This window comes from Pseudomonas sp. TH31 (assembly GCF_016650815.1).
GTDB lineage: Bacteria > Pseudomonadota > Gammaproteobacteria > Pseudomonadales > Pseudomonadaceae > Aquipseudomonas.
Window position 1 is genome coordinate 18,877 of sequence record NZ_JAEKEZ010000029.1, and the last position, 21,723, is coordinate 40,599.

General features: G+C 56.8%; 35 protein-coding genes. 18 read left to right on the plus strand and 17 right to left on the minus strand.

The genetic code is table 11. The features are described 5' to 3' along the window. The first annotated feature begins 8 nt into the window (after positions 1-8). Positions 9-197: a hypothetical protein gene (locus JFV26_RS19315; RefSeq protein ID WP_201194723.1), complete on the plus strand. Its 189-nt coding sequence runs from the start codon at positions 9-11 to the stop codon at positions 195-197. An 11-nt stretch (positions 198-208) separates the two neighbouring features. Here JFV26_RS19315 and JFV26_RS19320 read toward each other — a convergent pair whose 3' ends face one another. From JFV26_RS19320 to JFV26_RS19385, 14 genes are all read right to left on the minus strand, one after another. Then, positions 209-397, minus strand: a complete 189-nt coding sequence (locus JFV26_RS19320; RefSeq protein WP_201194724.1) for a hypothetical protein — start codon at positions 395-397, stop codon at positions 209-211. Positions 398-450: 53 nt separating this feature from the next. Continuing rightward, on the minus strand, positions 451-711 hold the full coding sequence (locus JFV26_RS19325; RefSeq protein ID WP_201194726.1) for a hypothetical protein: 261 nt from the start codon (positions 709-711) through the stop codon (positions 451-453). Continuing rightward, a complete protein-coding gene (locus JFV26_RS19330) occupies positions 708-1,022 on the minus strand; it encodes a peptidase M48, Ste24p (protein ID WP_201194728.1) in 315 nt (104 codons plus the stop codon). The genes JFV26_RS19325 and JFV26_RS19330 overlap by 4 nt, the downstream gene beginning before the upstream one ends. 106 nt (positions 1,023-1,128) lie before the next feature. Then, a complete protein-coding gene (locus JFV26_RS19335; RefSeq protein WP_201194730.1) occupies positions 1,129-1,476 on the minus strand; it encodes a hypothetical protein in 348 nt (115 codons plus the stop codon). A 180-nt stretch (positions 1,477-1,656) separates the two neighbouring features. Next, positions 1,657-2,334, minus strand: a complete 678-nt coding sequence (locus JFV26_RS19340; RefSeq protein WP_201194732.1) for a hypothetical protein — start codon at positions 2,332-2,334, stop codon at positions 1,657-1,659. Next, the gene (locus tag JFV26_RS19345; protein WP_201194734.1) at positions 2,331-2,906 is read right to left on the minus strand and encodes a recombination protein NinG; all 576 of its coding nucleotides are present in this window, start codon (positions 2,904-2,906) and stop codon (positions 2,331-2,333) included. The genes JFV26_RS19340 and JFV26_RS19345 overlap by 4 nt, the downstream gene beginning before the upstream one ends. Further along, complete coding sequence (locus JFV26_RS19350; protein WP_201194736.1) at positions 2,903-3,373, minus strand: hypothetical protein; 471 nt, start codon at positions 3,371-3,373, stop codon at positions 2,903-2,905. Before JFV26_RS19350 ends, JFV26_RS19345 begins: the two co-directional genes overlap by 4 nt. Next, complete coding sequence (locus JFV26_RS19355; RefSeq protein WP_201194738.1) at positions 3,370-3,984, minus strand: hypothetical protein; 615 nt, start codon at positions 3,982-3,984, stop codon at positions 3,370-3,372. Before JFV26_RS19355 ends, JFV26_RS19350 begins: the two co-directional genes overlap by 4 nt. After that, positions 3,977-4,759 (minus strand): replication protein P, encoded by a 783-nt coding sequence (locus JFV26_RS19360; RefSeq protein WP_201194740.1) that lies wholly within the window; start codon positions 4,757-4,759, stop codon positions 3,977-3,979. The genes JFV26_RS19355 and JFV26_RS19360 overlap by 8 nt, the downstream gene beginning before the upstream one ends. After that, positions 4,756-5,550: a Pyocin large subunit-like protein gene (locus JFV26_RS19365; RefSeq protein ID WP_201194742.1), complete on the minus strand. Its 795-nt coding sequence runs from the start codon at positions 5,548-5,550 to the stop codon at positions 4,756-4,758. Before JFV26_RS19365 ends, JFV26_RS19360 begins: the two co-directional genes overlap by 4 nt. Continuing rightward, the gene (locus JFV26_RS19370; protein ID WP_201194744.1) at positions 5,550-5,882 is read right to left on the minus strand and encodes a hypothetical protein; all 333 of its coding nucleotides are present in this window, start codon (positions 5,880-5,882) and stop codon (positions 5,550-5,552) included. The genes JFV26_RS19365 and JFV26_RS19370 overlap by 1 nt, the downstream gene beginning before the upstream one ends. After that, on the minus strand, positions 5,879-6,601 hold the full coding sequence (locus JFV26_RS19375) for a phage antirepressor KilAC domain-containing protein (RefSeq protein ID WP_342215469.1): 723 nt from the start codon (positions 6,599-6,601) through the stop codon (positions 5,879-5,881). The genes JFV26_RS19370 and JFV26_RS19375 overlap by 4 nt, the downstream gene beginning before the upstream one ends. A gap of 148 nt (positions 6,602-6,749) precedes the next feature. Continuing rightward, positions 6,750-7,364, minus strand: a complete 615-nt coding sequence (locus JFV26_RS19380; RefSeq protein WP_201194748.1) for a hypothetical protein — start codon at positions 7,362-7,364, stop codon at positions 6,750-6,752. Between the two features lie 53 nt (positions 7,365-7,417). Continuing rightward, positions 7,418-7,657, minus strand: a complete 240-nt coding sequence (locus JFV26_RS19385) for a hypothetical protein (RefSeq protein WP_201194750.1) — start codon at positions 7,655-7,657, stop codon at positions 7,418-7,420. A gap of 114 nt (positions 7,658-7,771) precedes the next feature. Here JFV26_RS19385 and JFV26_RS19390 point away from each other — a divergent pair, with 114 nt between their 5' ends. The 6 genes from JFV26_RS19390 to JFV26_RS19415 all read left to right on the plus strand — a co-directional run bounded on the left by JFV26_RS19390 (position 7,772) and on the right by JFV26_RS19415 (position 10,719). Continuing rightward, the gene (locus JFV26_RS19390; protein WP_242487871.1) at positions 7,772-8,506 is read left to right on the plus strand and encodes a S24 family peptidase; all 735 of its coding nucleotides are present in this window, start codon (positions 7,772-7,774) and stop codon (positions 8,504-8,506) included. Between the two features lie 105 nt (positions 8,507-8,611). After that, complete coding sequence (locus tag JFV26_RS19395) at positions 8,612-8,851, plus strand: hypothetical protein (protein WP_201194752.1); 240 nt, start codon at positions 8,612-8,614, stop codon at positions 8,849-8,851. Between the two features lie 47 nt (positions 8,852-8,898). Continuing rightward, on the plus strand, positions 8,899-9,414 hold the full coding sequence (locus JFV26_RS19400; protein ID WP_201194754.1) for a BRCT domain-containing protein: 516 nt from the start codon (positions 8,899-8,901) through the stop codon (positions 9,412-9,414). Between the two features lie 535 nt (positions 9,415-9,949). Next, positions 9,950-10,186: a hypothetical protein gene (locus JFV26_RS19405; protein WP_201194756.1), complete on the plus strand. Its 237-nt coding sequence runs from the start codon at positions 9,950-9,952 to the stop codon at positions 10,184-10,186. Between the two features lie 69 nt (positions 10,187-10,255). Next, the gene (locus tag JFV26_RS19410) at positions 10,256-10,450 is read left to right on the plus strand and encodes a hypothetical protein (RefSeq protein WP_201194757.1); all 195 of its coding nucleotides are present in this window, start codon (positions 10,256-10,258) and stop codon (positions 10,448-10,450) included. A 65-nt stretch (positions 10,451-10,515) separates the two neighbouring features. Then, the gene (locus tag JFV26_RS19415; protein ID WP_201194759.1) at positions 10,516-10,719 is read left to right on the plus strand and encodes a hypothetical protein; all 204 of its coding nucleotides are present in this window, start codon (positions 10,516-10,518) and stop codon (positions 10,717-10,719) included. Here the strand turns inward: JFV26_RS19415 and JFV26_RS19420 are convergent. Next, the gene (locus tag JFV26_RS19420) at positions 10,680-10,961 is read right to left on the minus strand and encodes a hypothetical protein (RefSeq protein WP_201194761.1); all 282 of its coding nucleotides are present in this window, start codon (positions 10,959-10,961) and stop codon (positions 10,680-10,682) included. The genes JFV26_RS19415 and JFV26_RS19420 overlap by 40 nt on opposite strands. Before the next feature lie 629 nt (positions 10,962-11,590). Here JFV26_RS19420 and JFV26_RS19425 point away from each other — a divergent pair. From JFV26_RS19425 to JFV26_RS19455, 8 genes are all read left to right on the plus strand, one after another. Then, a complete protein-coding gene (locus tag JFV26_RS19425) occupies positions 11,591-11,995 on the plus strand; it encodes a hypothetical protein (protein ID WP_201194763.1) in 405 nt (134 codons plus the stop codon). Next, positions 11,992-12,183, plus strand: a complete 192-nt coding sequence (locus JFV26_RS19430; RefSeq protein WP_201194765.1) for a hypothetical protein — start codon at positions 11,992-11,994, stop codon at positions 12,181-12,183. The genes JFV26_RS19425 and JFV26_RS19430 overlap by 4 nt, the downstream gene beginning before the upstream one ends. Continuing rightward, on the plus strand, positions 12,180-12,365 hold the full coding sequence (locus JFV26_RS19435; RefSeq protein WP_201194767.1) for a hypothetical protein: 186 nt from the start codon (positions 12,180-12,182) through the stop codon (positions 12,363-12,365). Before JFV26_RS19430 ends, JFV26_RS19435 begins: the two co-directional genes overlap by 4 nt. A gap of 539 nt (positions 12,366-12,904) precedes the next feature. Continuing rightward, the gene (locus JFV26_RS19440) at positions 12,905-13,633 is read left to right on the plus strand and encodes an ERF family protein (RefSeq protein ID WP_242487873.1); all 729 of its coding nucleotides are present in this window, start codon (positions 12,905-12,907) and stop codon (positions 13,631-13,633) included. Beyond that, positions 13,630-13,761 carry a hypothetical protein gene (locus JFV26_RS34235; protein ID WP_274610368.1) on the plus strand — a complete coding sequence of 44 codons (132 nt, stop codon included), beginning with the start codon at positions 13,630-13,632 and terminating at the stop codon, positions 13,759-13,761. Before JFV26_RS19440 ends, JFV26_RS34235 begins: the two co-directional genes overlap by 4 nt. Continuing rightward, complete coding sequence (locus JFV26_RS19445; protein WP_201194769.1) at positions 13,758-15,401, plus strand: YqaJ viral recombinase family protein; 1,644 nt, start codon at positions 13,758-13,760, stop codon at positions 15,399-15,401. Before JFV26_RS34235 ends, JFV26_RS19445 begins: the two co-directional genes overlap by 4 nt. Next, positions 15,398-15,916, plus strand: coding sequence for a hypothetical protein (locus JFV26_RS19450; RefSeq protein WP_201194771.1), 519 nt, complete (start codon positions 15,398-15,400; stop codon positions 15,914-15,916). The genes JFV26_RS19445 and JFV26_RS19450 overlap by 4 nt, the downstream gene beginning before the upstream one ends. A gap of 72 nt (positions 15,917-15,988) precedes the next feature. Further along, positions 15,989-16,315 (plus strand): hypothetical protein, encoded by a 327-nt coding sequence (locus JFV26_RS19455; protein ID WP_201194772.1) that lies wholly within the window; start codon positions 15,989-15,991, stop codon positions 16,313-16,315. Positions 16,316-16,450: 135 nt separating this feature from the next. On the opposite strand, the gene JFV26_RS19460 is transcribed toward JFV26_RS19455, so the two are convergent. Next, the gene (locus tag JFV26_RS19460) at positions 16,451-16,957 is read right to left on the minus strand and encodes a hypothetical protein (protein ID WP_201194774.1); all 507 of its coding nucleotides are present in this window, start codon (positions 16,955-16,957) and stop codon (positions 16,451-16,453) included. A 125-nt stretch (positions 16,958-17,082) separates the two neighbouring features. Between JFV26_RS19460 and yejK the strand changes: the two genes are divergently transcribed. Beyond that, positions 17,083-18,090, plus strand: a complete 1,008-nt coding sequence (gene yejK, locus JFV26_RS19465; RefSeq protein WP_201194775.1) for a nucleoid-associated protein YejK — start codon at positions 17,083-17,085, stop codon at positions 18,088-18,090. Between the two features lie 339 nt (positions 18,091-18,429). Beyond that, entirely contained in the window at positions 18,430-18,729 is a 300-nt protein-coding gene (locus JFV26_RS19470) for a hypothetical protein (protein ID WP_201194776.1), read from the plus strand. 560 nt (positions 18,730-19,289) lie between these two features. Here JFV26_RS19470 and JFV26_RS19475 read toward each other — a convergent pair. Then, positions 19,290-19,592, minus strand: a complete 303-nt coding sequence (locus JFV26_RS19475; RefSeq protein ID WP_201194777.1) for a hypothetical protein — start codon at positions 19,590-19,592, stop codon at positions 19,290-19,292. Positions 19,593-19,660: 68 nt separating this feature from the next. On the opposite strand from JFV26_RS19475, the gene JFV26_RS19480 reads away from it, so the two are divergent. Beyond that, entirely contained in the window at positions 19,661-21,706 is a 2,046-nt protein-coding gene (locus tag JFV26_RS19480; RefSeq protein ID WP_201194778.1) for a DNA cytosine methyltransferase, read from the plus strand. Positions 21,707-21,723: the final 17 nt, after the last annotated feature.

The following is a 21,723-nucleotide window of genomic DNA, read 5'->3' on the forward strand; positions in this document are numbered from 1 at the left end:
AATGGAAAATGATCGAGCGCATAACTGAACAGTTAGTCGTTCAGGCCGCCAGGGAATGGGCGGCGCGTAAAAATAAAAGCGATGCGAGCGCCGTAGCTAATGCACAGGAAAAGATGCTCACACTAAAGTTCAAGCTGACCGACGACGAATACAACCGGGAATTAAAAAAGCTTTACCGTGAGTACGAGAAGTCGTAGCAGACGCGCGTTCAGCCCACCATGATGTTCGTCTGCACCTGGGCGTGCCCGTGCAAAAGAGATACGACAAAGCCCTGAGGCAGGCCGGCTTCCTTGGCAGCGCCTACCGCTTTGGCGATGGCGCTATCCAGATCGGCGATGGCCTTGTTGATGTCTGGGCTCATCGGTAGAGCGTGGCGCAGGCGGGTAATGTTGCTCATGCCATTCTCCAATGTCGCGACACATTTTGTTGATTCGCGAAACGTGTCGCGGATTACGTTTTCGGCTCAAACAGATGGCCGCGCCGGGCCCAGGCGTACAGCACAATTCCGGCATGGATCATCACGCCGAACGGGTTTACCCAGTGCCCCTGCAGCGCAGTGACGAACGCGCCGAATGCACCGATGGCCACCAGGTAGAACGAGATACTCAGCAGTGGCTGGTCAATCGGGCGAACGCGGCGAAGGTAGTCCCCGGCGGCAATTACCACCAGGACACAAAGAAAGGCTTCAGCCCCACTCAGGATCGTATTCATCCGGCTGCTCCTGTGGTGCCGAACTTCCCTGCCAAGGCCTTCAGGCCCGGGATGATGTTCATGGCCAGCAGGCCAATCAGGAAAGCCACGCCGTTCTGGGTGTCACCATCAACCGGTAGGTTGAAGTAGTGCACCGCCAAAGGGGTGGTGAAGATCGCCGAAGCGAATCCGGTGAAGACAGCCCAAGCGGCCTCTCTCCGGGTAAGGCCTCGCAGAAACGTCAGGGACAGGATTGCCCCAGCGAATCCAGCGATCGCAACGCCGTACTTGGCCATAAGCAAGCCTGCGGCAGTGCTTGTTGGTTCTGCCATAGGAAGCTCCATAAACGAAAAGGCCCCGCTTAATACGAGGCCCGAAATAGGTGGAATTTGAGGCATAAAAAAGCCCCGACATGCGGGGCCCCGAATTAAACATCACTTACCAATATCTGCGGGCCGGAAGAGCCAGAGAGGCAATGAGGCCAACGCCTGAACCGATCAGCACTCCCCAAAAATCGGCCTTAAACAAAGACGCTGCTGGTAACATCTGGCGCGCCTCCAAGAGGCTTACAAAATCGCGCTGATCAGTGCCGAAAACTACGTGCCATCCATTAGGCACGATCAGCAGAAGCACCATAACCGCCCCGGCAACGTAATACGGCCAATTACCATCCAGACTGAAGTATTTCTTCGCGCAAAAGATCCCACCTACAAGCAGTACCGACCAAAAGCCAGTGAAAGCAAACTGCTTAAATAGATCAAACCCATCCGAAATTTCAGAAAACATTACGCAACCCCGTCAAATTATTGAACTTCAGACAGAACAATAAATTGACGGCGCTAGTAATGGCAATACGCCACAGACAAAAAACCCGGCTCGATGGCCGGGTTCAGGTATTCATGTGCGTGTTGCGTGAATTGCGCACTATGGGAAAATTACCGCGAAACACTCGACATGTCAATGTGTTTATGCCGCGCTTTCTTCATTTTCCGAGTGAATCACCTGCCAAATTGGCTGCTGAGCGTCAAGATCCACTTCCTTGATCACCTCTTTCAGGGAATCCCACACCTCCTTCCAGTCCCGAGCCCATTGAGTGATCTCGATTACCACGCCGTAGAAGGCCTCTATCTCTTCAGCGATGCGAACCGGACCCCACTCAGCAGCCCGGCTCACCTCCCCTTTGTATGATCGCAAGGCCATAGTTATAAGGCATTCGGCCTTGATCTTCTTGGCATCGGACAGGCCAGAGAAATCAGCCTTTGCCGAAATTAGCTTTTCGGCATTCATGACGTGGCGCATGTTCAGTACGGGGTGATACAGGTAGTGCCCAAACTCCCGCACCTGGAACGGCAAAGTGTCGATAGCGCGCTGGATCTTCCCCATCGTGACCAGGTGCGCGGCCCGAGCGGTTGACCGACCGATAGGCTTCCGCCGTGTTTCGCTGATGCTGATCCGCTGGCGGGTGGCGAGAATCCGCTCTTCTTTGTCGTCCCCCATCGCGGCAAACACGACTTCGTGCTGCCTGGCTCGGGTCTTTTTCAGCACTGCCGCCGACTGCGCGGAGTCGATAGCCGCTGCGGTGATGGAGGCGTTCGATTCGTGTTGAGAGTCAGTCCATGCCTGACGTGCTCCGACTAGCTTCATGCTACTTCCCTCTTCAGTTCTTTTGTCTTCGCCTGGTAGTCGGCCTTGATGGTTTTCAAATCTTCAACGGTGTAGCGCTTCGGTTCGTGCGGCCCCTCCAACCAATCCACCTTTTCGGTGCCAATGCGCTTCACCAGCTCAATGCGGTAGTTCACGATGTCGCCGGATTTGTGCGTGTTGCATGGCGAGCATTGTCGATGGCAGTTCAGCGGCTCGAAGCGCAGCGCCGGATTGCTCCCGACCGTCCGGTAATGCCCTGCGTCGTACTTGCCCTGGTGGTGCCGGCCGCAACTGATGCATGGCAGTGCCGTGTCACGCTCGCGCACCCAGGCGTTAAAGGCGGTCTGAGCCTCTTTCATGTACTGCCCTTTCGGCTTGATTCGCTCCTTTGCTGCGCGGACCTCCTTGCGGCCGAGATCCGCGATCGCTTTGCGTGCCCTCTCCTTGTTCACGTCCTTGATGGCCAGGCCACACTTGGGGCTGCACACGGCCTGACCCAGGCGCTGCGGCGTGAAACTGATGCCGCACGCTGGGTTCTTGCAATTCTTCGGCTTGGGCTGCCTGACGATCATGCAGCCTCCTTGCTGAGCAAATCGGTAAACACCACGCCTTGTCCGGTGAAGAACGTAGCGATGCGGTCGGTGTACTGGATGCCCTGAGAGCGATTGAACAAGCTGGTGACGGGGAAGCCGTCAGGGCCGAACAGCTTGCACTCACCCATCATGGTCAGCTTCGTCTCGTACGGCAGATGGCGCATGACCCGATACCAATCCGCCTGAAACCCCGCATCCTCGTTCAGCAGGATCTGCACGCCGAAGTGCAACTTGCAGTAGCGCCGGGCATCAGCCGCATCGCCGATCTGGGTCATCTCGGCGATTCGCTTGTACATCCCGAACCACAGCGAGTTCTGGTCGAGGGTGCGGTCCTTGCCCGGGCGCAGGGACACCACGACGAACTTCTTGTCGCGGTACATGGTGGTCAGACTGGTGATTGCCTCGGTGAGTTTGGCCTGGCAGTTGACGCTGATTTTGTCAGTCATGCTTCCACCTCTTCAGCCAAAACCGATGCCAGGGTCGCGATCTCGAACCACTTGGTCCAAAACACGTCCTGCCGCTCGCCCGACTCGTATGCGATGAAGGTGGTGTGGCCCTCCTCTGGCAATCCGAGATCAGCTATCACTTCGGCAACGGCGTCTCCGATCAAGCCAAAATCATCGGCCCCCAGCCAGTTGCCCAGCAGATGGGTAACGCGCACCGTGTATTCGCCTTCCTCGATGTCGCAGCCGCATTCGGTTTCAATGGTGATCTTGAAAACCTTCTGGTCTCCGGCGCGATCCTTGAGGCGGGAGAAATCGTATTCCTCGAAGCTGGAGATACGAGCCCTCTCCAAATCTTCAATAATCGTATTCAGAGCCTCATTCTCCGCCTTGAGCTGCCCCGCACCACGCTGCACGGTTTCCGACTGAGAGCGCAGCGCGCCGTTCTCCGCGCTGACATGGCCGAACTGGGTGGCAATGTGTTCTTCCAGCGACACCTGATCTCGCTGCCAGTCGATATCGTCATGGAAATAACCGAAGCGCGCGCAAAGGTTGCGGTGGAAGTTTTTGAAGTCAGCCTCAGCCGGCCGTTTCAGTTCGCCGTGATCAGACATGGTCTACCCTCCGGATTTTCAACATATCGAGAAGTTGGTAACGAGCCGCGCTCGCGCAGGTAGGGATTCCCTGAATTTCCAGTAGGCGCGCCTGGAGCAACGCGCCGAACTCATCAGCCCGCTCCACGTCGGTCTTCTGGCTGTCGTGACCAATACCGACGGCGATGTCCTCGAGCGGCTGGCCGTTGACCAGCATCCGAATCGTGATGTCGTAGGCGCGGTCGAAGATCTTGCTGGCCTTCTCCGATGTCAGATCTGCAAGGTTATGCATTTCGCACTGGAGCGCCGCATGACGCACAGCCGGATGCGACCACTCGCGGGAAGTACGCCGAGCCGGGTGCAGGTTCAACAGCGCTTCACGAAACGCCTGGTCGTGCGATGGAATGCCCATCATCGCCGGCGTCGGCAAGCACCACTTGATGAACTTGCCTACGCTCGGCGCGAAGTCCGTCCCGCTTTGACGGCAGTTCTGCAGGCCGTACCGGATCTGCTCCAGGGTATTGATCTCGGCAACGATGAAGGCCTTGGTCCAGCTGCGTTTGGCTGCGCGCAGGGCGTCATCGTCAGGCCAAGCCTGCTTCCACGCCGGGAAGATCGCCTGCAACTCCTTGAAAAGGGCATTGACGACTTCCACGGTACCGGGTGGCAGGATCTTTGGCATGACCGGCATGGGTGCCGGCTGATAACTCGCAACGGCGGATCTCATGTCCGTGGTGGCGCCGACGATGCTCATCAACTGGGCGGCGCTTCTTGGCGGCTTAGGCTTGTTGCTCATAGGCCGCCACCGATGTCATTCGCCCATGTCTGGTCATCAAAGTCTGGGCCGTTGGCCTGACGCTGCGGTCGAAGCTGGTGGACATTGCTGCCCGTGGGCGCCGGCGCCGGCACTTCGTCTTCCCAGCGCTTGCCGTTGAGCCACGTCGAGGCGTGCGGGATGAACTGGCCGTTGTCCTTGGTCCAGTCGACGCTGAGGCTCTGTGCGCCCAAGGCTTGGATCATGGCCTCGAAAAGCTCTGCGGACAGATCAAGCTTGTCCCAGGCCTTGCGAGCAGCGTCCTTGCTCACCTTGCGGGGATACAGCGCCCAGAACCGTGCGAAAAGCTCCGCAGGATCGACCGCATCATCGCCAAAAGGCTTTTGATCTTTATCTTCTCTTCTCTTCTCTTCTCTGGTCCGCTTTTTGTCCGCATCACTAGCGGACATATTGCGGACAGACTCACCGTTGCGAGTGTTGCGCTTGCGCTCGTTGTCGTTGGCTCGGCGCTTTGCACTCTTGCCGTTGTGCTCGTCAAAGCGAGGCATTACAAGGCTTCCGGTGTCATCGAGGGCGGCCCACTCGACGTCGATCATGGCCTGGGTGAAGCCTGGCCAGCCGATGACAGCATCCATCGCGTCAGTGGTGTAGCCAACAAGCACACCATCATCACAATGGGTGTCGAAGATGCTCCAAGCGATGTGCAGTCCGCCAATGATCCGAAGTCTGTCCGCTTGCAATGCGGACACCATGCGGAAAACTTTCGGATGAGTCTGAAGTTCGATGCGCATTTTGATCCAGTCTCCAGCCATTACGCGGCGTCCTGTGTGATGGTGTCCGCGTCGTAACGCTCGACAGCACGAACGGCCAGCTTGAGCTTGCGCTTAGCTGTATTGGCGGCTTGGCGGGCGTTGCAGCGGGCGATATAGAGGTGGCGAGTCGCATCGATTACCGGAAGAAATTCTTCGACTTCCGGATTGATTGGACGGCGATCGTCAAATGGGCGGCCATGCTCTTCGAAGAAGTCGACATAGCCTTGATCCAGGCGGCGCTGGGCTTCGGCCAGATCGTCGATGGCGCGCTGATGGGCCATTGCGCGATCAGCAACACGAAGTGCCAGTTGAAGGCGTTCGGTGGTGATCACAAAGCACCTCCGAGCAGGTCCGCATCACGGCGAGCCCACAGAGTCTGGAGCTTGGTAAGCCCCTTGCCGGTTACACGCGGAGTGGAAACGATCGTCTTGCCGTTCTCGGGGTGTTCGAAGGTGCTGAGCTTTGCAGTCAGGTAGCCGGATTCAATCGGGCCCTGCATCGGTTCGTTTTTGCGGACGGTGACCCAGCGACGCTGGCGCAAGAACGCCATCAGGCGGTTCTGGCCGGTGCCGATTAGCTTCGCGGCTTCGGCCACCGAATAGGTTTCGTGCGTGACGGTCACCGCATCGAAGAAAGCTGTCTTCGGCGCGTCGGCGGCGACCTTCTGCTCGAGCATCAGGTTTTCATGGGAAAGCTCGGTGTTGTCCGCTTCCAAGGCGACAACCTTCTTAACGTTGTCGGTGAGCAAGGCAAGTAAGGTGCGCGGGTCGTTGAGGGCTGCGGCGTAGTCGAAGGTTGGCTTGGCCGAAAACTCTTCCAGTTGCTGCCAGCGATCTACAAGTGCGGCAGTGAACTCAGGGCTGAGCTGCGCAACGACGACGAAGCTGTCTCGCTTGCAAACGAGGTACTCCGAGGCCGGACGACCCAGGCCGTCGAGGTATTCCACCATTGGTGGAGAACCAATTGTCTTTCGGTTAGCCAATCTTTCGATGGTCCGCTTCACGCTGTCGTGGCGAGACTCGACCAGATCTGCGATTTCGCGGGAAGACATCGTGGTCCGCGACACGTTTTCGGAACTCACAAAACGTGTCGCGACATGGTTCGGGGTATTGCTTGAAATTGGTTGGCTCTGCATAATCGGTCTCAACTAGTGGTAATGAATCAGCCGGGGCGCAATCCCGGTTTTTTTGTGCCCGGATTCAGGCGATTTTCAATTTCGGTCGGTGCTGGTCGAGCAGTGCTTCTGCCTTCCGGCCGAGCTCCCCTGCCCTCGCTTCCACCTGACGGCATTGCGTGGCGAACGCCGGCAGATGCGGCAAGTCCTCTTCGCACATCACCTGGTCGTCAAATACTTCGCTGCCCGTATCGATCACATCGCCCAAAGCGCGAATTAGTGCGCCGAAGCTTTTGTTAGCGCATTGGTCGCTTGTCATCTGGCGAGCGCCGATCAGTCCGTAGCGGCCAGCCAGTTCGTTGATGCAGTGATCGCGAAACTCAGGCTCTAGAGCGTTCACCCATGACTCTTCCAGCCAAGACGGCATGTCTTGATCACCGGACAGCCAGCGCTGGACACGCTTCAACCACCGGCCGGTCGCCTTCACGAACTCACCAACATCGTTCAGCTCTGTCAGCGCGCCGAAGTCCGGCACCTCTTTAGCGGCGGCCTTGTCCGGGCACGCCAAGTGCAGTTCACGGCTCAGAGCCTGAGCAAAATCGTCCTGGCTCAGGCTGGTGCGTGCGATCTGGTTTGCCGCGTGTGCGACCAGAACTTGGTCACGGGTTTGCGCGCTGTGTCTTGGACTGGACGTTTCCATGGGGACTGCTCTCTTCTAATCTGGCTTCAACGGGTCAGCGACGGTGCTGGTTGTCAGGCGGCTACTTGGGGTTTTGACTCGGTGAGAAGCTCGTACAGATCGGGCCGCAGGCCGGAGATGGTCAGATCTCCACTTGTTGCGGCTTGAAGCTTTTTCGAAAGCTCCAGTGAAGGCTTCCGATGACCGCCCGCAATTTGGTAGAGGTAGCCGACGCTGGTGCCTGCCGCTGCCGCAACTCGATCGCGCTCAGGTGCGGTCGCCTTCTTGAGCCACTCTTGCATTTGGGTGGTCATGGGTATTCTCCGTTTATCTCGCACAGAGTTTAGCCTTTGGCTAAATTATTTAGCAAGCAAGAGTTTAGCTCGGAGAATATTTATCATTTAGCTAAGAGCTGCAATCATTAGCGCATGGATATTTACGCGATCAGAAAGCGCAACCTGGAAGCCCTCGCAGGCAACAGAAAGCGAAAAGAATGTGCGGAGAAATGGGGAACATCGTCTTCGGTGTTGAGCCAGATCCTCTCCAAAAACCCGGTCAGGAACTTGGGGGATGAGCTCGCGCGCAGGATTGAAGCCGCCGAAGACCTGCCGAAGGGCTACTTGGACAATGTCCGAGATATGTCACTGGTCGCTGAGTCAGCGACGGAATCTCAGCACACAGATCTAAAGGATATTGCTCTCTGGGATGACTCCACGCCTATCGATGACGACGAAGTTTCTGTGCCCTTCCTTCGTGAAGTCGAGCTTGCCGCCGGCTCTGGCCGCTTCGTCATTGAGGAAAGCTCTAATTCTTTCCTGCGGTTCGGAAAGCGAAGTCTTCGTCAGAACGGTGTCCAATTCTCAAATGCAAAATGCGTGACCATTCGTGGCAACAGCATGCTTCCGATACTGAGAGATGGGGCAACGGTGGGAATCAACACCGGCATCACATCGATCTCCGATGTTACTGATGGCGACCTGTACGCGTTAATCCACAATGGACAGCTACGCGTGAAGCAGCTCTACAGACTCCCGTCAGGTGTTCGCCTGCGCAGCTTTAACCGCGAAGAACACCCCGATGAGGACTACACGTTCCAGGACATCCAGGATGAGCAGATCAGCATCCTCGGGCACGTTTTCTGGTGGGGTATGTACGCCAGGTAGGTCGCATTTGCCATAAATTGACACCGGGTGACCTGGTCGGCAATTTCGGCAAATTAATCATCAACCGATTATTGACTTAATTGACTAGGAAATGCAGGAGGCGCCATGCCCCTCACCAAACCAAATCAACAGCTCCGGCGCGACCTAAAAGAGGCTGCCGCCCTTCTCAAGTGGTCCGGAGTCGATCTCATGCAGGTGGCTGTGCGGCTTTCAGAGTCCGGGCATGAAGACGACGCCAAAGAGCTGCTGAAGATCGCGTCGAGTTACCAGGATGTCGAGGATCGGCTGGCCGGTTACGCTGATGAGGTGAAGGCGGGAAGGATTGTGCGGGGAAAGGCCGAGTAACAGTCCGAGAGATTTGGTCATGTGGCCATCACAAGGGAGTGAAGTTGGTGACAACTATTAAGTTCAGTTATCGAGATGCGAAAGGGAATTTGAGCGAGAGGGAGCTGACCCAATGGTCAGAAAACTCGCTTTACCTTCAGGGTCGCTCCTCCAGCGATTCATTCCCAAAAACCTTCCGAAAAGACCGCATAGTCGAGGTTTTGCTTGGTGCGGAGCTACTTCTCAACGATACCGCTCCGCCCGCTCCTAAGCTCCAGCCAAAGCTGGCGGCGTCTGCGCTCGCGTTACAAGCCGCTTCAAGCACGCCTAACCCCAAGTCGCCGCTCGGCGGAATAAATCAAATTCTTTTCACTGGCTTCGCGGCCGCGCATCGGGCCGAACTCGAGCAGAAGGCTCTGGACTTTGGATTGAAGGTTATGAGCACTCCAGGTAAAACGCTGACTTTTCTCTGCTATGGCGATAACGCAGGACCGACCAAGGTCGCTAAGGCGCTTGAAGCTGGGGCTTTTATCATTGATTCAGAGCAGTTTTTGAGCCTGGTCACGACTGGCGAGCTGCCTTAGCCGGGCTGGCGAAATGAAGGCTTAATCACTTCCGACGAAATCATGCGCTGACCTCCCCCTGCTGAATGATCCAAAAGACAATTTGAAGCCCGCCAAGTGCGGGCTTTTTTGTGCCTGAAATTCCACCTCCCTTGCCTCAACGACAACAAAGAGCTAAACGAAAATATGCACATGCTAAATTTTTTAGCAGAAAGATATTGACGCAATGTTTAGCTTGGAGCTAAATTATGTTCAAGCCATCAAGCAACACCGGCCCAGCAACGAAAGCCGCACCGCTCTTTAGCGATACCGCTTCACCTTGCCGGATCACCACCGGCCCAGACTCAAAGGCAGCGATGAACCGGCCTAAACGGTTCAGAGGGTTGGCAACTGACCCGGGCGTGCAGCGTAAAACGCCAAGAACAGTTATCCAGCGGGAGAACAAGCCGAAAGGCCCGTGGCTGGAAGAACAATTTGAGATAGGCCGGAGATCGACGCCAGTAGCGGGTCACGGCGGAAAGCATCACTGAAGCCCGTTCAATGAGCGGGCTTTGGGATGACAACCGAGGGCAACACGATGGAAAGCAAAATTCAGCAGTTGGCCCAGACGATGGGCGTGAGCGAAGCGGATGTTCTGTTGTTCGCTCAACTGGCCGTAACGCAGCTCAAGGCTGGCAAGGAAGGCGTCGAAGCCATTAATGCGGCATCCGAAACGATGACCGCGCTTTGCCACCGCGCCTTCATCAATAAGGACGACTTCACCGTAACGCTTTACGACATGGTCGCAGCTTGACGGACCTTTTCCTGATGCACCTGGTGACGGGTGCATTGGGAAAACAACCGGGCATCGGAGAAAGGCGAAATGATCATCATCGAAGACGACTTCACAAGCGGTGCGCAGGTGAGCATGGAGATGGACAAGGAGGCGGGTGAGCTGTTCGTTTTTCACTGCCCTTCCGGCCAGGGCTGCAAAGTTAGTAAATGGCCGCTGGATAGCTACCACATGCCCATTGCCATGGCGCATTACGAACAATGTTGCGAGGTAGAGCGTAGTTGAATGACGGACCTTTTCACTGATGCGCCTGGTGACGGGTGCATTGGGAAAACAACCGGAGCGAGACAATGAACGAAGCCCAGACAAAACAGATTCAAGATATTGTTCAAGAGATCGCGACTGATGAAAGCATCAGCTTTGATGAGGCTTTCGCAATCGCGATGGGTATGTTGAAGTTTCATGCCGACGGCATGCCTAAAGGGAGAAAGGCGTCCGGCTGCGGAGGATCATCTCAAGCGGGAAGCAGCCAGCCCGACCAGTCGCTGGACTGACTGACAAATATTGACGGATCGCGCGGATGCGAAAACGGTGAAGCAATCAGCCTGACCTTTTCCCTCAGGTCGTAGGCAGTTAGGCTACTTGAGCCGAAATAGGTGCCTGGCGGCATTTTCCTAAGCCCGTCGCCACCCTGAACTGTTCTCTTCAGTCCAAGCGCCTCCAGCCCCTTGTGGAGGTCTATGTAGTCCTCGCTATCGGCCTTGAAAATCTCAACTCGCACCATGTATTCCGCCATTACAACATTCCTTGTGTCGACTGTGGAAGTCGAAGCATATGGTTTCCCCTCGACTGTGGAAAGCGAGGAAGCAGGGAGCCTGCCCCTGTAAAAACAGGTGCCATGTCAGCCTAACGATAACTGCCCTATCCTCTCTATGAGAGTACGTCGGGTTGTGAACTGACCACCTGCTGCATTGGCTCGGCCTCAGGTATGAGAGCCAGACGGATCACACACCCATGCGACGCTGCCTACCTCAGTTCGAGATGGGGCCGCCGATAATGATGTTCTTGCTTCCGCATTTGCAAACAGGAATACGAGCCTCAGACCGCCCTCGATAATATTCATAATCGCTTGCAGGGACAGTATCGAAGCCCTGCCAGTGCTCCTCTGTTCTCCCCCAGTCGTCCGAGCTACTGATGCACACGCCTTCGTGTCCACAACTCTCGCAGGTCGCTTTGCGACTGCTGTCTGACCAGCTCATGTTGACCTCCTTTTCATTTACGGCTTTCTGAAATTTAGCAGACCTTTCGCCTTTTTCTACCCGACACCACCCGCATGCACTCCCCTCCGCGCCCAACGGCAACCAGCGGAACGGATGAGTGCAGCCGAGTGTTGTTGGATCAACACCCGCCACTTTGGAGCCGACCATGTCAGCACTGCGCAAGCCAATTCCCGAAGATGACTTTCTCGAAACTACAGCCGGCCAGGACTGGTTGGCTGAGTCGGTAGAAGAATTGATAAGCCGGCGCAACATCGAGGCGCCTAACGCAATGGGCCGAAACAAGGTACTGGTCAATGCCGACCACTTGCCGGAGGCGTTGGCGGATCACATGACCGCGCAGCCTGATCCCGATCGCTACATCGAGAAGATCTTGATCGAGCTGGTTGGTCGAGAGGACGACAGCTTGTTGCATCGCTGGGCAGTCCGCGCAATTGGCGGTGACCCACTGACCATCCGCGCCATGGCAGTCGACCTGATCGCTGTGCATGCCAACGCGTACCGCGATACAAAACGAGAAAGCGATCGCCTCGAGCGGGAATGCGGATTTTGAGCCCGCACATTCTGATCGACCAAGCCCTTGAGGGAGTGGCCACGCCATTCGGCGCAGAAGACATCAGCCTACTGGTCCAGGCACTGATCACACGCCTCTTCACCGACGGCGCGATCACCATCGACGAGTTCAACCACTACTGCAAGCGGCTGCGCGACATCTGTCAGCGGCGCAAGGAGACGGCATGAGTACGGCACCGGTTAAATCGCTGATCGACGAGCAGCTTGAAGAAATTGAGTTCGCCGGAAAAACCAAGGACTCTGCGTTGCGCCTCGCGGCGCGGCAAGGGTTCGCCGGCGCCCCTCTACAGTATGGCTGGGTCGCGCCGGGCGTCTGGCTATTGAGATATAAGGCTAATTCGCCAAGCTAAAACGCAATCTAACAAGTACCACCTCGACGGGCTTCCAATAATGCTGCCAACTCGGTGAACTCTTTTGCCAAGTCTCTAAGGAATTCGGCGTCCCGTGGAAGTTGAATTTTGTTATCTGCCTTATCGGCGGCCTTTCCTCCGTACTTCACAGTTATAGATTTTCTGTCAGACATAACGTTCAACTTATCAACCTGAGCAGTTTCGCTCTTACCGTCGACATCTACTAGATACGTCTCTGGCTCAGGAAAGTCGATCCAGAAACCGGGTGGATTTGTTCTTGATGGCATGATCATTCCCTCGATTTTATAGAACGAAGTAGCTTACCACTCGACATTGTAGGAAGCGCCCCTGCAATGGCATGGCGCAAGGCAGATGCAGCATGACACCCCGACAACACACCAGACGTTTCTTCTTCTGGCGCAGCTCGTTCTTCGCGCTCGCCACCTGCACCGCCCTCATGTTGTTCGGCGCCCTTTCCGCGCCGCCCCCTCAATAGCTCACAACCTTAAACGCTGCGTGCATCGCGGCAAGGAATCCGTATGTCCGCAGAGCGTAAACCCAGCCAAGTTGTGGAGGGTGTTGAGTCGAGCGTGGTCACCACCATCGATCAGCGCCGATCGCCAAATGTCGCAACCGAGGTTGCAGCGCAATCTAACGACGCTGCCAGCATCATGTCCGTGATCATCCAGGTAGCCGCCAATCCAAATGTCGATGTCGGCAACATGGAGCGGCTGATGCAGATGCATGAGCGCCACGTCGACCGACAGGCTTCAGCAGCGTTCAGCACTGCAATGGTCAGCGCGCAGAAACGAATCAAGCCGGTGACGCGTAATGCAGTCAACAAACACACCGCCAGCACCTACGCCACGCTCGAAGATATTGACCGAAAGATCAGCCCGATCTTCACCGAGGAAGGTTTCTCGCTGTCCTTCGGCACTGCCGATTCCCGCCTGCCTGGTCATCTCCGCATCACTTGTGAATGCATGCACGCCGGCGGCCATACGAAGCTCTACCAGCTAGACCTGCCGATTGATGCCGCCGGATCTGGCGGCAAGACAAACAAAACCGGTGTTCAAGCGAACGGCTCGACGATCAGCTACGGCCGGCGATACCTGACCCAGATGATTTTCAACGTCACCACGACCGATGACGACGATGACGGTAATTCGGGGCTCTACCCGCAGCGGCGTCGCCGCCGGAACCTGAAGCTCTTCCTCCCTACCCTCCCGAAAAGTTCGCCGAGAACTTCCCTAAGTGGGTCGCCATGATTCTGGGCGGACAAAAAACTGCTGAACACATCGTCGTGATGCTCGGGTTTAAGGCATCTCTAACCGAGCACCAGAAAAAAACCATCCTCGCAATCATCGCGCCATCAAAAGAAGGAGACGCATCTTGAAAATCCATTCGGTAATCCAAGGCTCCGAAGCCTGGCATGCGCTCCGCGCCAACTACTTCACCGCCTCCGAGGCGCCAGCCATGATGGGCGCCTCGAAGCAGATGAAACGCACCGAACTGCTTAGTGCTAAAAAGACCGGCCTCGACCGCGACGTGTCGTGGTGGGTGCAGAAATACCTGTTCGACAAAGGCCACGAAGCTGAAGCCATGGCCCGCCCGATTCTGGAGGCACAGATCGGTGAAGACCTCTTTCCCGTTGTCGGTACCGATGGCGACCTGCTCGCCTCGCTCGACGGCTGCACCATGCTCGGCGAGACGCTGTTCGAGCACAAAATGTGGAACGAACAACTGGCCGCCGACGTGCTGGCCGGCAACCTGGACCCGCACTATTACTGGCAGCTCGAGCAGCAGCTGTTGGTGAGCGGCGCCGAGAAAGTGATCTTCGTTTGCTCCGACGGCACTGAAGACAACTTCGTGTCGATGGAATACACACCGGTACCGGGCCGCGCCGCGACGCTCGTCGCTGGTTGGAAGCAGTTCCAAGCCGACCTGCTCGACTTCACTCCGATCGAGGTCATGCCTGAGGCCGTCGGCAAGACTCCGGATAGCCTGCCCGCACTGCGCATCGAAGTTACCGGCATGGTCACCGCCAGCAACCTGGAGCAATTCAAGGCACACTCGCTGGCAGTCTTCGCGTCGATCAACACCGAACTGGAAACTGACCAACACTTCGCCGACGCCGAGAAAACCGTCAAGTGGTGTGCTGATGTGGAAGAGCGCTTGGAAGCAGCCAGGCGACACGCGCTGAGTCAAACGGAATCCATCGACCTTCTATTCCGCACAATCACCGAGATCAGCGCCGAAGCGCGCGACAAACGACTGATGCTCAACAAACTGGTGACGGCCCGCAAGCTGAGTATCCGCCAAGACATCGTCATGGATGCCGCCAAAGCACTGCAGGCTCACATCGACCAGATCAACACGTCGCTGGGCGGCAAGGCTCGCATGCCGGCGGTGCCCGCCGATTTCGCCGGTGCCATCAAGGGTAAGAAGTCCATCAGCAGCCTGCGCGATGCCGCCGACTCGGAGCTGGCCCGGGCGAAGATCGCCGCCAGCCAGGTCGGCGACAGCATTCGCGCCAACCTGGCCAGCTATGACGAGCTCGCCGCAAACCATGCGTTCTTGTTCAACGATCTCCAGCAGCTCGTACTGAAGGCGAACGATGACCTGGTCGCGCTGATCAAGGTGCGGATCGCCGACCATCAGAAAGCCGAAGAAGTGAAAGCAGAAGCCACGCGGACGCGGATTCGAAACGAAGAGCTGCAGCGGATCGAAGACGAAGCGAAGGCGAAAGCCGTAGTCGCGATCATTGTTGAACCTGCTGCTGTCGAAACTCCCGCACCAGCGAAAGCTGCTCCAATTGTTCAGGCCGCGCCGAAGCCTGCTCCAACGCAAGCCAGCCAACCGGTGGCGATGCAGGCAGACGTCTATGACCTCGAAGCGCTGATCAAGGCCGTCGCCTATGGCCAAGCCCCAATCTCGATGCTGACCGTGGACTGGGAAAATCTCGACGCACTTGTCGCGGACCAGGGCGCCAAGTTCAGCATGGCCGGCGTGAGGCTGGTGAAGGTGGCCGCATGATCAGCAACCACCTCAACATCATCAACGAGCGCCAGCCGGCAGCCAACGAACTTGCCGCCCAGGTAGCGCAGTACCTGGCTACGGGCGGCGAGATCCGAGCACCGAAGTCCAACGCCCCGATGAGATCGTTATCCAATGGGTGCCAGCCTCCGAACTTCCAACGGCCCGCGGTGAAATCCGAAACGTCGGAGCAGGTTTCGCGGATTCGCGCCCTGGCCAAAACCCTGAACCGGGCCGAGATATGCGAGAAGGAAGGCATATCGACGGGGGTTCTTCGAGGCATCGCCGCTCGTTACGCCATCGACTTCACGGCAGGCCCCAAGAAGGCCTTCGCGCCGAACAAAACAGCGCCTGAATCTGACGCAATGCTGGTCACCCAGGTGAAGGCTTGCATAGCGAAAGGCATCAACCGAACGCGGTGCTGCGAAGCCTTGGGCATCAGCTCGACTCTGCTTTACCGACTGATCAAGGATTTCGACATCGATTATCCGAAGCTGGAGCCGGCGTTTCGATGAAGAGCCGGCCACAACAACGCAAACGACAAACCTGGCTGGCGCTGCCGGCCAGTGGCATAGAAGAGGTTGGCCATGGCCAAGACTGGACAAGAGCGATCAGCGAAGGCCGCCGAGAAGCGGATCGAGTACGACGAGAAGGAATTGCGGCACCGGGTCAGGCTCGGCACCCGGCAGATGCTTGATGATCTGATGTCCTGGAACGATATCGAGGAAATCAGCGAGGCAGTGCAGAACCTGATCCTGAACGCTCATGCGCTCGGCCCTACTCTTTCCTATCAGGCGATTGGCAGTCCGCGCCACAAAGTGCTAATAAGCGAAAACGTGGCGCGGATGTTTCGAAATGAGAGCATGGCCGAGCTGAAGCGCGATCCTGGCGATGAAAATTTCTCGCCAGCCTGATAATTCAGAGGTCACTTTTCTTTTTTTGGTGGTTGCACTTTAGGCATTGGCAAAGTGTTTTGTACCGGCGGCAACCCTCGGTCATTGGCTTGGGTTGGTCCCGATGGCCGCTTGTGACCGGTGGATGGTTTGTTATCACTCATATTGAAGCTCCTGATAATGGCTTTTGAAATATTTCCGCATTTGATCTTCTGCCTTAGCCATCAGCTTTTCATTTTCTGGAAAAACCATTCCAGAAAAAGCTGACTTCATTACAGCAGATTTTTTCTTCCGTATTGCAAAGCGTTTTTCATTGATTTCGCGCTCGGTCAGATTTCCCTGAGCTACGTCAAACCAGCCTTTTTCAGCATCATCGGCCAAAAGAGAGAGCTCTACTCCTGCGGAAGCCAGAGGCTTAATTCGCGACTTGAAAGGGAGAAACTTATAAACCACCGATATGACCTGAGTGACCATAATAAAAAACGCCCAGACAAAAGCGTAATCCTTCCAGATCACCCACCCGCCTATGCTCGCCGATGATGCAACTGCCAGAATGATGCCGATCCATCGCTCAATAGACTCGGACCCCAGCTGATACAGCTCCAAGTAATAAACGTGCGCCTTAAGATTTTGCAACTCAACCCAATACTGTTGTTGGTACATCGGGAGTCCTTCTTCGATTCGGTCCCGACTATAGCAAAATGCCATCCATTGTCGATGGAGCCCCACCACCAATCCCCTCTGTCGCATCCGGTCACGGAGGGCGGCGCCTACCCGAGGTAACCGCAATGCCCGTTCTCCACAGCGTAATCCACAAGATCGACAAAAAGCCCGACGGCACCCCGGCTGTTCTGTTCCTCGGCGGCGCCGAGCAGGTCGAGAGTCAGGCCCGCGACAATCTGATGAATCAGTTCAACGAAAGCTACAACGCCACCGCTGGCAAAGGCTGGGGTTTCTTCCACTCTGAATCTGGCGCATACCCGCTCAGCGGCTGGCTCGTCAAGTACTTGGCAGGCGGCTCCGCCTTCTTCGACTTCAGCGTCACCGCCGTCGAGCACCTGACCCGGTTGATGGAAGAGTCGAACCTGAGCACTGGCGGGCACGCCCTCTTCTGTCACTACCAACAAGGCCTGACCGATTACCTGATCATCGCCCTGGTTCAGGAAACGGAAGCGGTGACCATGACCGAGGAGCTGCACCTGATGACGGTAAAGCGCTTGGACCTGGACCATATCCGCTTGGCCGCGCGCATCAACCTGAGCGAGTGGAAGAACAACCCACAGTCGCGCCAGTACATCTCGTACCTCAAGGGTAAGCAGGGCCGCAGGCTCAACGAGTACTTCCGCGACTTCATTGGCGCGCAGGAAGGCGTCGACGGCCCGGGTGAAACCCGCACCCTGCTCAAGGCGTTCAGTGACTTTGTTGAAAGCGAAGACCTGGGCGAAGACGGCGCCCGCGAGAAAACCGAAACGCTGGTCAGCTACGCCTTGTCGCAGGTCAAACTGGGCGAGCCGATCACACTCGACGAACTGTCAGAAGTGCTCGATGACGATCAGCCAAAGGCGTTCGCCGAGTTTATCCAGGGCAAGGACTACGGCCTTTCGGCGTCAATCCCGCCGGACAAGAAGACCCTGAACAAATTCCGGCGCTTCACTGGCCGCGCCGATGGTCTGTCGATCAGTTTCGAGCAGCACCTTCTCGGATCAAAAGTCGAGTTCGACGAAGCCGGCGGCACGCTGACATTGCGCAAATTACCCACCCAGCTCTCCGACCAACTCAGGCGCGCCAGCGCCTGACGCCCAGCTGCGCGTGGCGCACTTGAAAGAACGGGCGCGCTAATTACCCGAGACGGGTAGCGATGTAGTTAAGGTGGTTCACTGCCTCAGACTTCTGATCTGGGCCTCCAGGGCCATCACTTCCCAGCAGCGACCCTTGGGCCTGCTTGATCAGATAGCCCTTTGGAGCCCCTGGCGTACTGTTAAGAACGGCGATCAATAGGTGTTCCAGTGCGTCTATTTGTGCCTGATTACTCATCTCACTCTCCTTGATCCGGCTCCATGCCGGGCCATCAAGCAATAGCCCACAAACACAATTCACGCCAGCCGGCGAGGCAGGCGTCTGCCTGGAGATACCCCATGCAAGCAGTTATCTATGCGGGCCTGCGCAACGGCGCCCGCGACCAACAGATCTTCGATGCCCTGACATACAAGCATGTGATCGAAGTTGCCAAGGATTTCCAGCTTGCCCCCGGGACAATTCGGGCGGCGGCGAAGCGCATCGCAAATGCAACCGTCTTCGAGCTGACACTGCTGGGGGGGGGGGCAGCCCCATGGCAATCGGCAAAGTCGCCGCCGACTCGTTCCGCAAGGCCGCTCTCGGTGCGTATCGCAACTACCACGGTACGTTTCGAAATCTTGAGCTGCCATGCTGGGTGATCACAGACGGACACCAGCGTGTTGAGGTGATGGAACTCCGCAGGATCGACACTGGCGAAGCTTCTCTGTAATCCACGCGCACCTATTACACGAAAGCTCTAAAGCTCATTAGATTCAATGAAATTCGTGCTGGAGAGTCTTGTTTTTTATTACTTCCGTCACAAACACTTCAAAGCCACACTTAAACTCTGGCGATACACCTCTGCTGATTGGGGCTCCAGCAATGAATGCAAATGCGCAAAGCCTATCAAGAACCTGAGACATAATTAAAACAGCACGATCATAATTAAGAAGATTTACTCCAGAGGGAACGCCCCCCTAACCAAAGTTGTGGGCCATGTGAGTCGAGGTAAGAATAGTTTAAAGAGCACCTCAGCGAAAAGTACTGAAAAGCCCAGTCGGCGAACCCACGATATGAAGGCGCCTCAGATGAGCAAACTGAATCTATTAACTTTCCACAGTGCCCCTGCCATAGCGTTATTACAGAAGAACCAGTCTCAGAAAATGCTTCTTTCGGGCTCCTGTTCCCCGGAAACATTACATCGTAAAGGCTCGCCCGCTTAAAAAACAACCCCTAACTCACTCTCAACTGCTGAAAGCAGCTCATTAAATGAATCCCAATGCATTTTATACATTTGCCATCTTATTGAGATTGCACTATCAGAAGATTGTTTGTTAGCAATCTTCGCGGCACGTGAGGCCGCTAATGCAGCAATAGCAGCGGCAATTGCTGAAACTCCTCCAACGATATCGGCGACGCCTACTTCTTTCTTCCACGTAAACTCCGGAAGCATATTGAAATAGACGCCTCCAGCGAAAAAAAGCCCGATACATCCGCCCCAAATCACCCAATCCGTTTTCAAGGTCATCTCCCAGAATTAACCCCTAATTCGATTATGCCGTAGCTATTTACTCTAGGCGAGGAACCATCATGTCCGCACAGCAGAAGAAACACCCCTTCGATTTCAAAACTCAATACGGACTCGGCTTCAGCACTCAGGACGATGAGATCGTTGTCGACTTCTTCTGCGGTGGTGGTGGCGCCGGTACCGGACTGGAAATGGGCCTGGGTCGCGCCGTGAATGTTGCGAAGAATCACAGCCCCCAAGCAATCAGCATGCACACCGTGAATCACCCGGGCACAGTGCACTACACGACCGACGTGTTCGACGGTGATCCGGATACCGAGTGCGGCGGCAAGGCCGTTGGCTGGTTCCATATGTCGCCGGACTGCACGCATCACAGTCAGGCCGCCGGCGGCCAGCCGCGCAAGCGTGAGATTCGCAACCTGTCATGGATCGGCCTGAAATGGGCCGGCAAGAAGAAGCCCCGCGTCATCAGCCTGGAGAACGTGAAACAAATCCTCCAGTGGGGACCGCTGATCGCCAAGCGCTGCAAGGCCACTGGCCGAGTGATGAAGCTGGGCGGCGCCATTGCCGAGCCTGGAGAAGTCGTTCCGGTCCACCAGCAGTTTCTGGTGCCTGACCCGAAGCGGCGCGGCCAGACCTGGGCAACCTTCGTTGCCGAGCTGCAGCACCTTGGCTACGTCGTCGAGTGGCGCGTTATCAAGGCCTGCGACTTCGGCGCACCGACCAGCCGCGAACGGCTGTTCATGATTGCCCGCTGCGACGGTGAGCCGATTGTCTGGCCAGAGCCGACCCACGCCAAGAACCCGGTCAAAGGCCAGCAGAAATGGCGCACAGCCGCCGAGTGCATCGACTGGACGATCCCGAGCAAAAGCATCTTCGACCGGCCAAAGCCGTTGGCACCGGCAACCCTGCGGCGAATCGCCAAGGGCATGAAGAAGTTCGTCATCGATGCTGCTGACCCATTCATCGTGCCGATCGCGAACTGGTCCGGGGAAAGCGTGCAATCAGCGCACGACCCGTTGCGCACCGTAACCTCTTGGCCGCGCGGCGGTTCGTTCGCCATGGCCAGCCCGATCATCGCGCCGGCCACACATCAGGGCAGCGATCGGGTCAATGACCCACACGCCCCGCTGCCGACAGTGACCTGCGCCAACCGCGGCGAGCTGACGCTGATCAGTCCGGTTCTGGTCGGTACCGGTGGGCCGGAGTACTCGGGCAAACCAGCATCGATTGATCATCCGGCCGGGACACTGATGACCCAGAACCATCGCGCGATCGCGGCGGCTCATCTGGTGAAGTTCCGGTTTGCTGATGAGGGCAAGGCGCTGAACGAGCCGCTACCGACCATCACCAGCGGCGGCAACTATCAGCGCCCCGCCGGAGCGGCCCACGCGATGGGTATCTCGACGGTGTTCATGGCGCAAATGAACGGTGGCTTCAACACTACCGACGCCAAGAGCATCGAAGACCCGATGACCACTGTGACCAACACTGGCAGCCAGCAGCAATTGGTGACGGCGAACCTGGTGCACCTGCGCGGCAACTGCGATGCCCGGGACGCCGCAGACCCGCTGCACACCATCAGCGCCGGAGGAACCCACCACGGACTGGTCACTGCTTTCATGGAGCGTCAGTTCGGCGCCAGCGTTGGCCAACCCGTGGATGAGCCGGCACCGACCATTACGGCTGGCGGCGGTGGTAAAAGCTCACTGGTCGAGTTTCAGCTTTCGCCAGAGGTTGAAGCCGGTGCATTGCGGGTCGCGGCATTCCTGATCAGCTACTACGGCACCGAGAACGTGAGCGGCGCCGGCGAGCCAGCACCGACCATCACCACCAAGGACCGTCTGGCCTTGGTAACCGTGACCATCAAGGGCACGCCGTACGTGATCGTCGATATCTGCCTGCGGATGCTTCAACCGGCAGAACTGTACAAGGCTCAGGGCTTCCCCGCCGACTACATCATCAGCCACGGCGCCGACGGCAAGCCGTTCACCAAGACTCAACAGGTCCACATGTGCGGCAACAGCGTCAGCCCGCCGCCGATGGCTGCACTGGCTCGCGCCAACGATCCATGGCGAATCGCCGAACGCCAAGCCGAAGCAGCGTAACCAACCCACTCCACCGC

Excerpts from the sequence above, each read along its gene's own strand:
- JFV26_RS19380 (WP_201194748.1), bottom strand. The coding sequence starts at position 7,364 with ATGGAAACGTCCAGTCCAAGACACAGCGCGCAAACCCGTGACCAAGTT.
- JFV26_RS19315 (WP_201194723.1), top strand. The coding sequence starts at position 9 with ATGATCGAGCGCATAACTGAACAGTTAGTCGTTCAGGCCGCCAGGGAA.
- JFV26_RS19435 (WP_201194767.1), top strand. The coding sequence starts at position 12,180 with ATGAGTACGGCACCGGTTAAATCGCTGATCGACGAGCAGCTTGAAGAA.
- JFV26_RS19460 (WP_201194774.1), bottom strand. The coding sequence starts at position 16,957 with ATGTACCAACAACAGTATTGGGTTGAGTTGCAAAATCTTAAGGCGCAC.
- yejK (WP_201194775.1), top strand. The coding sequence starts at position 17,083 with ATGCCCGTTCTCCACAGCGTAATCCACAAGATCGACAAAAAGCCCGAC.
- JFV26_RS19410 (WP_201194757.1), top strand. The coding sequence starts at position 10,256 with ATGATCATCATCGAAGACGACTTCACAAGCGGTGCGCAGGTGAGCATG.
- JFV26_RS19455 (WP_201194772.1), top strand. The coding sequence starts at position 15,989 with ATGGCCAAGACTGGACAAGAGCGATCAGCGAAGGCCGCCGAGAAGCGG.
- JFV26_RS19365 (WP_201194742.1), bottom strand. The coding sequence starts at position 5,550 with ATGGCTGGAGACTGGATCAAAATGCGCATCGAACTTCAGACTCATCCG.
- JFV26_RS34235 (WP_274610368.1), top strand. The coding sequence starts at position 13,630 with ATGATTCTGGGCGGACAAAAAACTGCTGAACACATCGTCGTGATGCTC.
- JFV26_RS19385 (WP_201194750.1), bottom strand. The coding sequence starts at position 7,657 with ATGACCACCCAAATGCAAGAGTGGCTCAAGAAGGCGACCGCACCTGAG.
- JFV26_RS19480 (WP_201194778.1), top strand. The coding sequence starts at position 19,661 with ATGTCCGCACAGCAGAAGAAACACCCCTTCGATTTCAAAACTCAATAC.
- JFV26_RS19350 (WP_201194736.1), bottom strand. The coding sequence starts at position 3,373 with ATGACTGACAAAATCAGCGTCAACTGCCAGGCCAAACTCACCGAGGCA.
- JFV26_RS19360 (WP_201194740.1), bottom strand. The coding sequence starts at position 4,759 with ATGAGCAACAAGCCTAAGCCGCCAAGAAGCGCCGCCCAGTTGATGAGC.
- JFV26_RS19440 (WP_242487873.1), top strand. The coding sequence starts at position 12,905 with ATGTCCGCAGAGCGTAAACCCAGCCAAGTTGTGGAGGGTGTTGAGTCG.
- JFV26_RS19395 (WP_201194752.1), top strand. The coding sequence starts at position 8,612 with ATGCCCCTCACCAAACCAAATCAACAGCTCCGGCGCGACCTAAAAGAG.
- JFV26_RS19335 (WP_201194730.1), bottom strand. The coding sequence starts at position 1,476 with ATGTTTTCTGAAATTTCGGATGGGTTTGATCTATTTAAGCAGTTTGCT.
- JFV26_RS19320 (WP_201194724.1), bottom strand. The coding sequence starts at position 397 with ATGAGCAACATTACCCGCCTGCGCCACGCTCTACCGATGAGCCCAGAC.
- JFV26_RS19345 (WP_201194734.1), bottom strand. The coding sequence starts at position 2,906 with ATGATCGTCAGGCAGCCCAAGCCGAAGAATTGCAAGAACCCAGCGTGC.
- JFV26_RS19405 (WP_201194756.1), top strand. The coding sequence starts at position 9,950 with ATGACAACCGAGGGCAACACGATGGAAAGCAAAATTCAGCAGTTGGCC.
- JFV26_RS19330 (WP_201194728.1), bottom strand. The coding sequence starts at position 1,022 with ATGGCAGAACCAACAAGCACTGCCGCAGGCTTGCTTATGGCCAAGTAC.
- JFV26_RS19340 (WP_201194732.1), bottom strand. The coding sequence starts at position 2,334 with ATGAAGCTAGTCGGAGCACGTCAGGCATGGACTGACTCTCAACACGAA.
- JFV26_RS19390 (WP_242487871.1), top strand. The coding sequence starts at position 7,772 with ATGGATATTTACGCGATCAGAAAGCGCAACCTGGAAGCCCTCGCAGGC.
- JFV26_RS19415 (WP_201194759.1), top strand. The coding sequence starts at position 10,516 with ATGAACGAAGCCCAGACAAAACAGATTCAAGATATTGTTCAAGAGATC.
- JFV26_RS19425 (WP_201194763.1), top strand. The coding sequence starts at position 11,591 with ATGTCAGCACTGCGCAAGCCAATTCCCGAAGATGACTTTCTCGAAACT.
- JFV26_RS19450 (WP_201194771.1), top strand. The coding sequence starts at position 15,398 with ATGATCAGCAACCACCTCAACATCATCAACGAGCGCCAGCCGGCAGCC.
- JFV26_RS19470 (WP_201194776.1), top strand. The coding sequence starts at position 18,430 with ATGCAAGCAGTTATCTATGCGGGCCTGCGCAACGGCGCCCGCGACCAA.
- JFV26_RS19375 (WP_342215469.1), bottom strand. The coding sequence starts at position 6,601 with ATGTCTTCCCGCGAAATCGCAGATCTGGTCGAGTCTCGCCACGACAGC.
- JFV26_RS19325 (WP_201194726.1), bottom strand. The coding sequence starts at position 711 with ATGAATACGATCCTGAGTGGGGCTGAAGCCTTTCTTTGTGTCCTGGTG.
- JFV26_RS19420 (WP_201194761.1), bottom strand. The coding sequence starts at position 10,961 with ATGGCGGAATACATGGTGCGAGTTGAGATTTTCAAGGCCGATAGCGAG.
- JFV26_RS19355 (WP_201194738.1), bottom strand. The coding sequence starts at position 3,984 with ATGTCTGATCACGGCGAACTGAAACGGCCGGCTGAGGCTGACTTCAAA.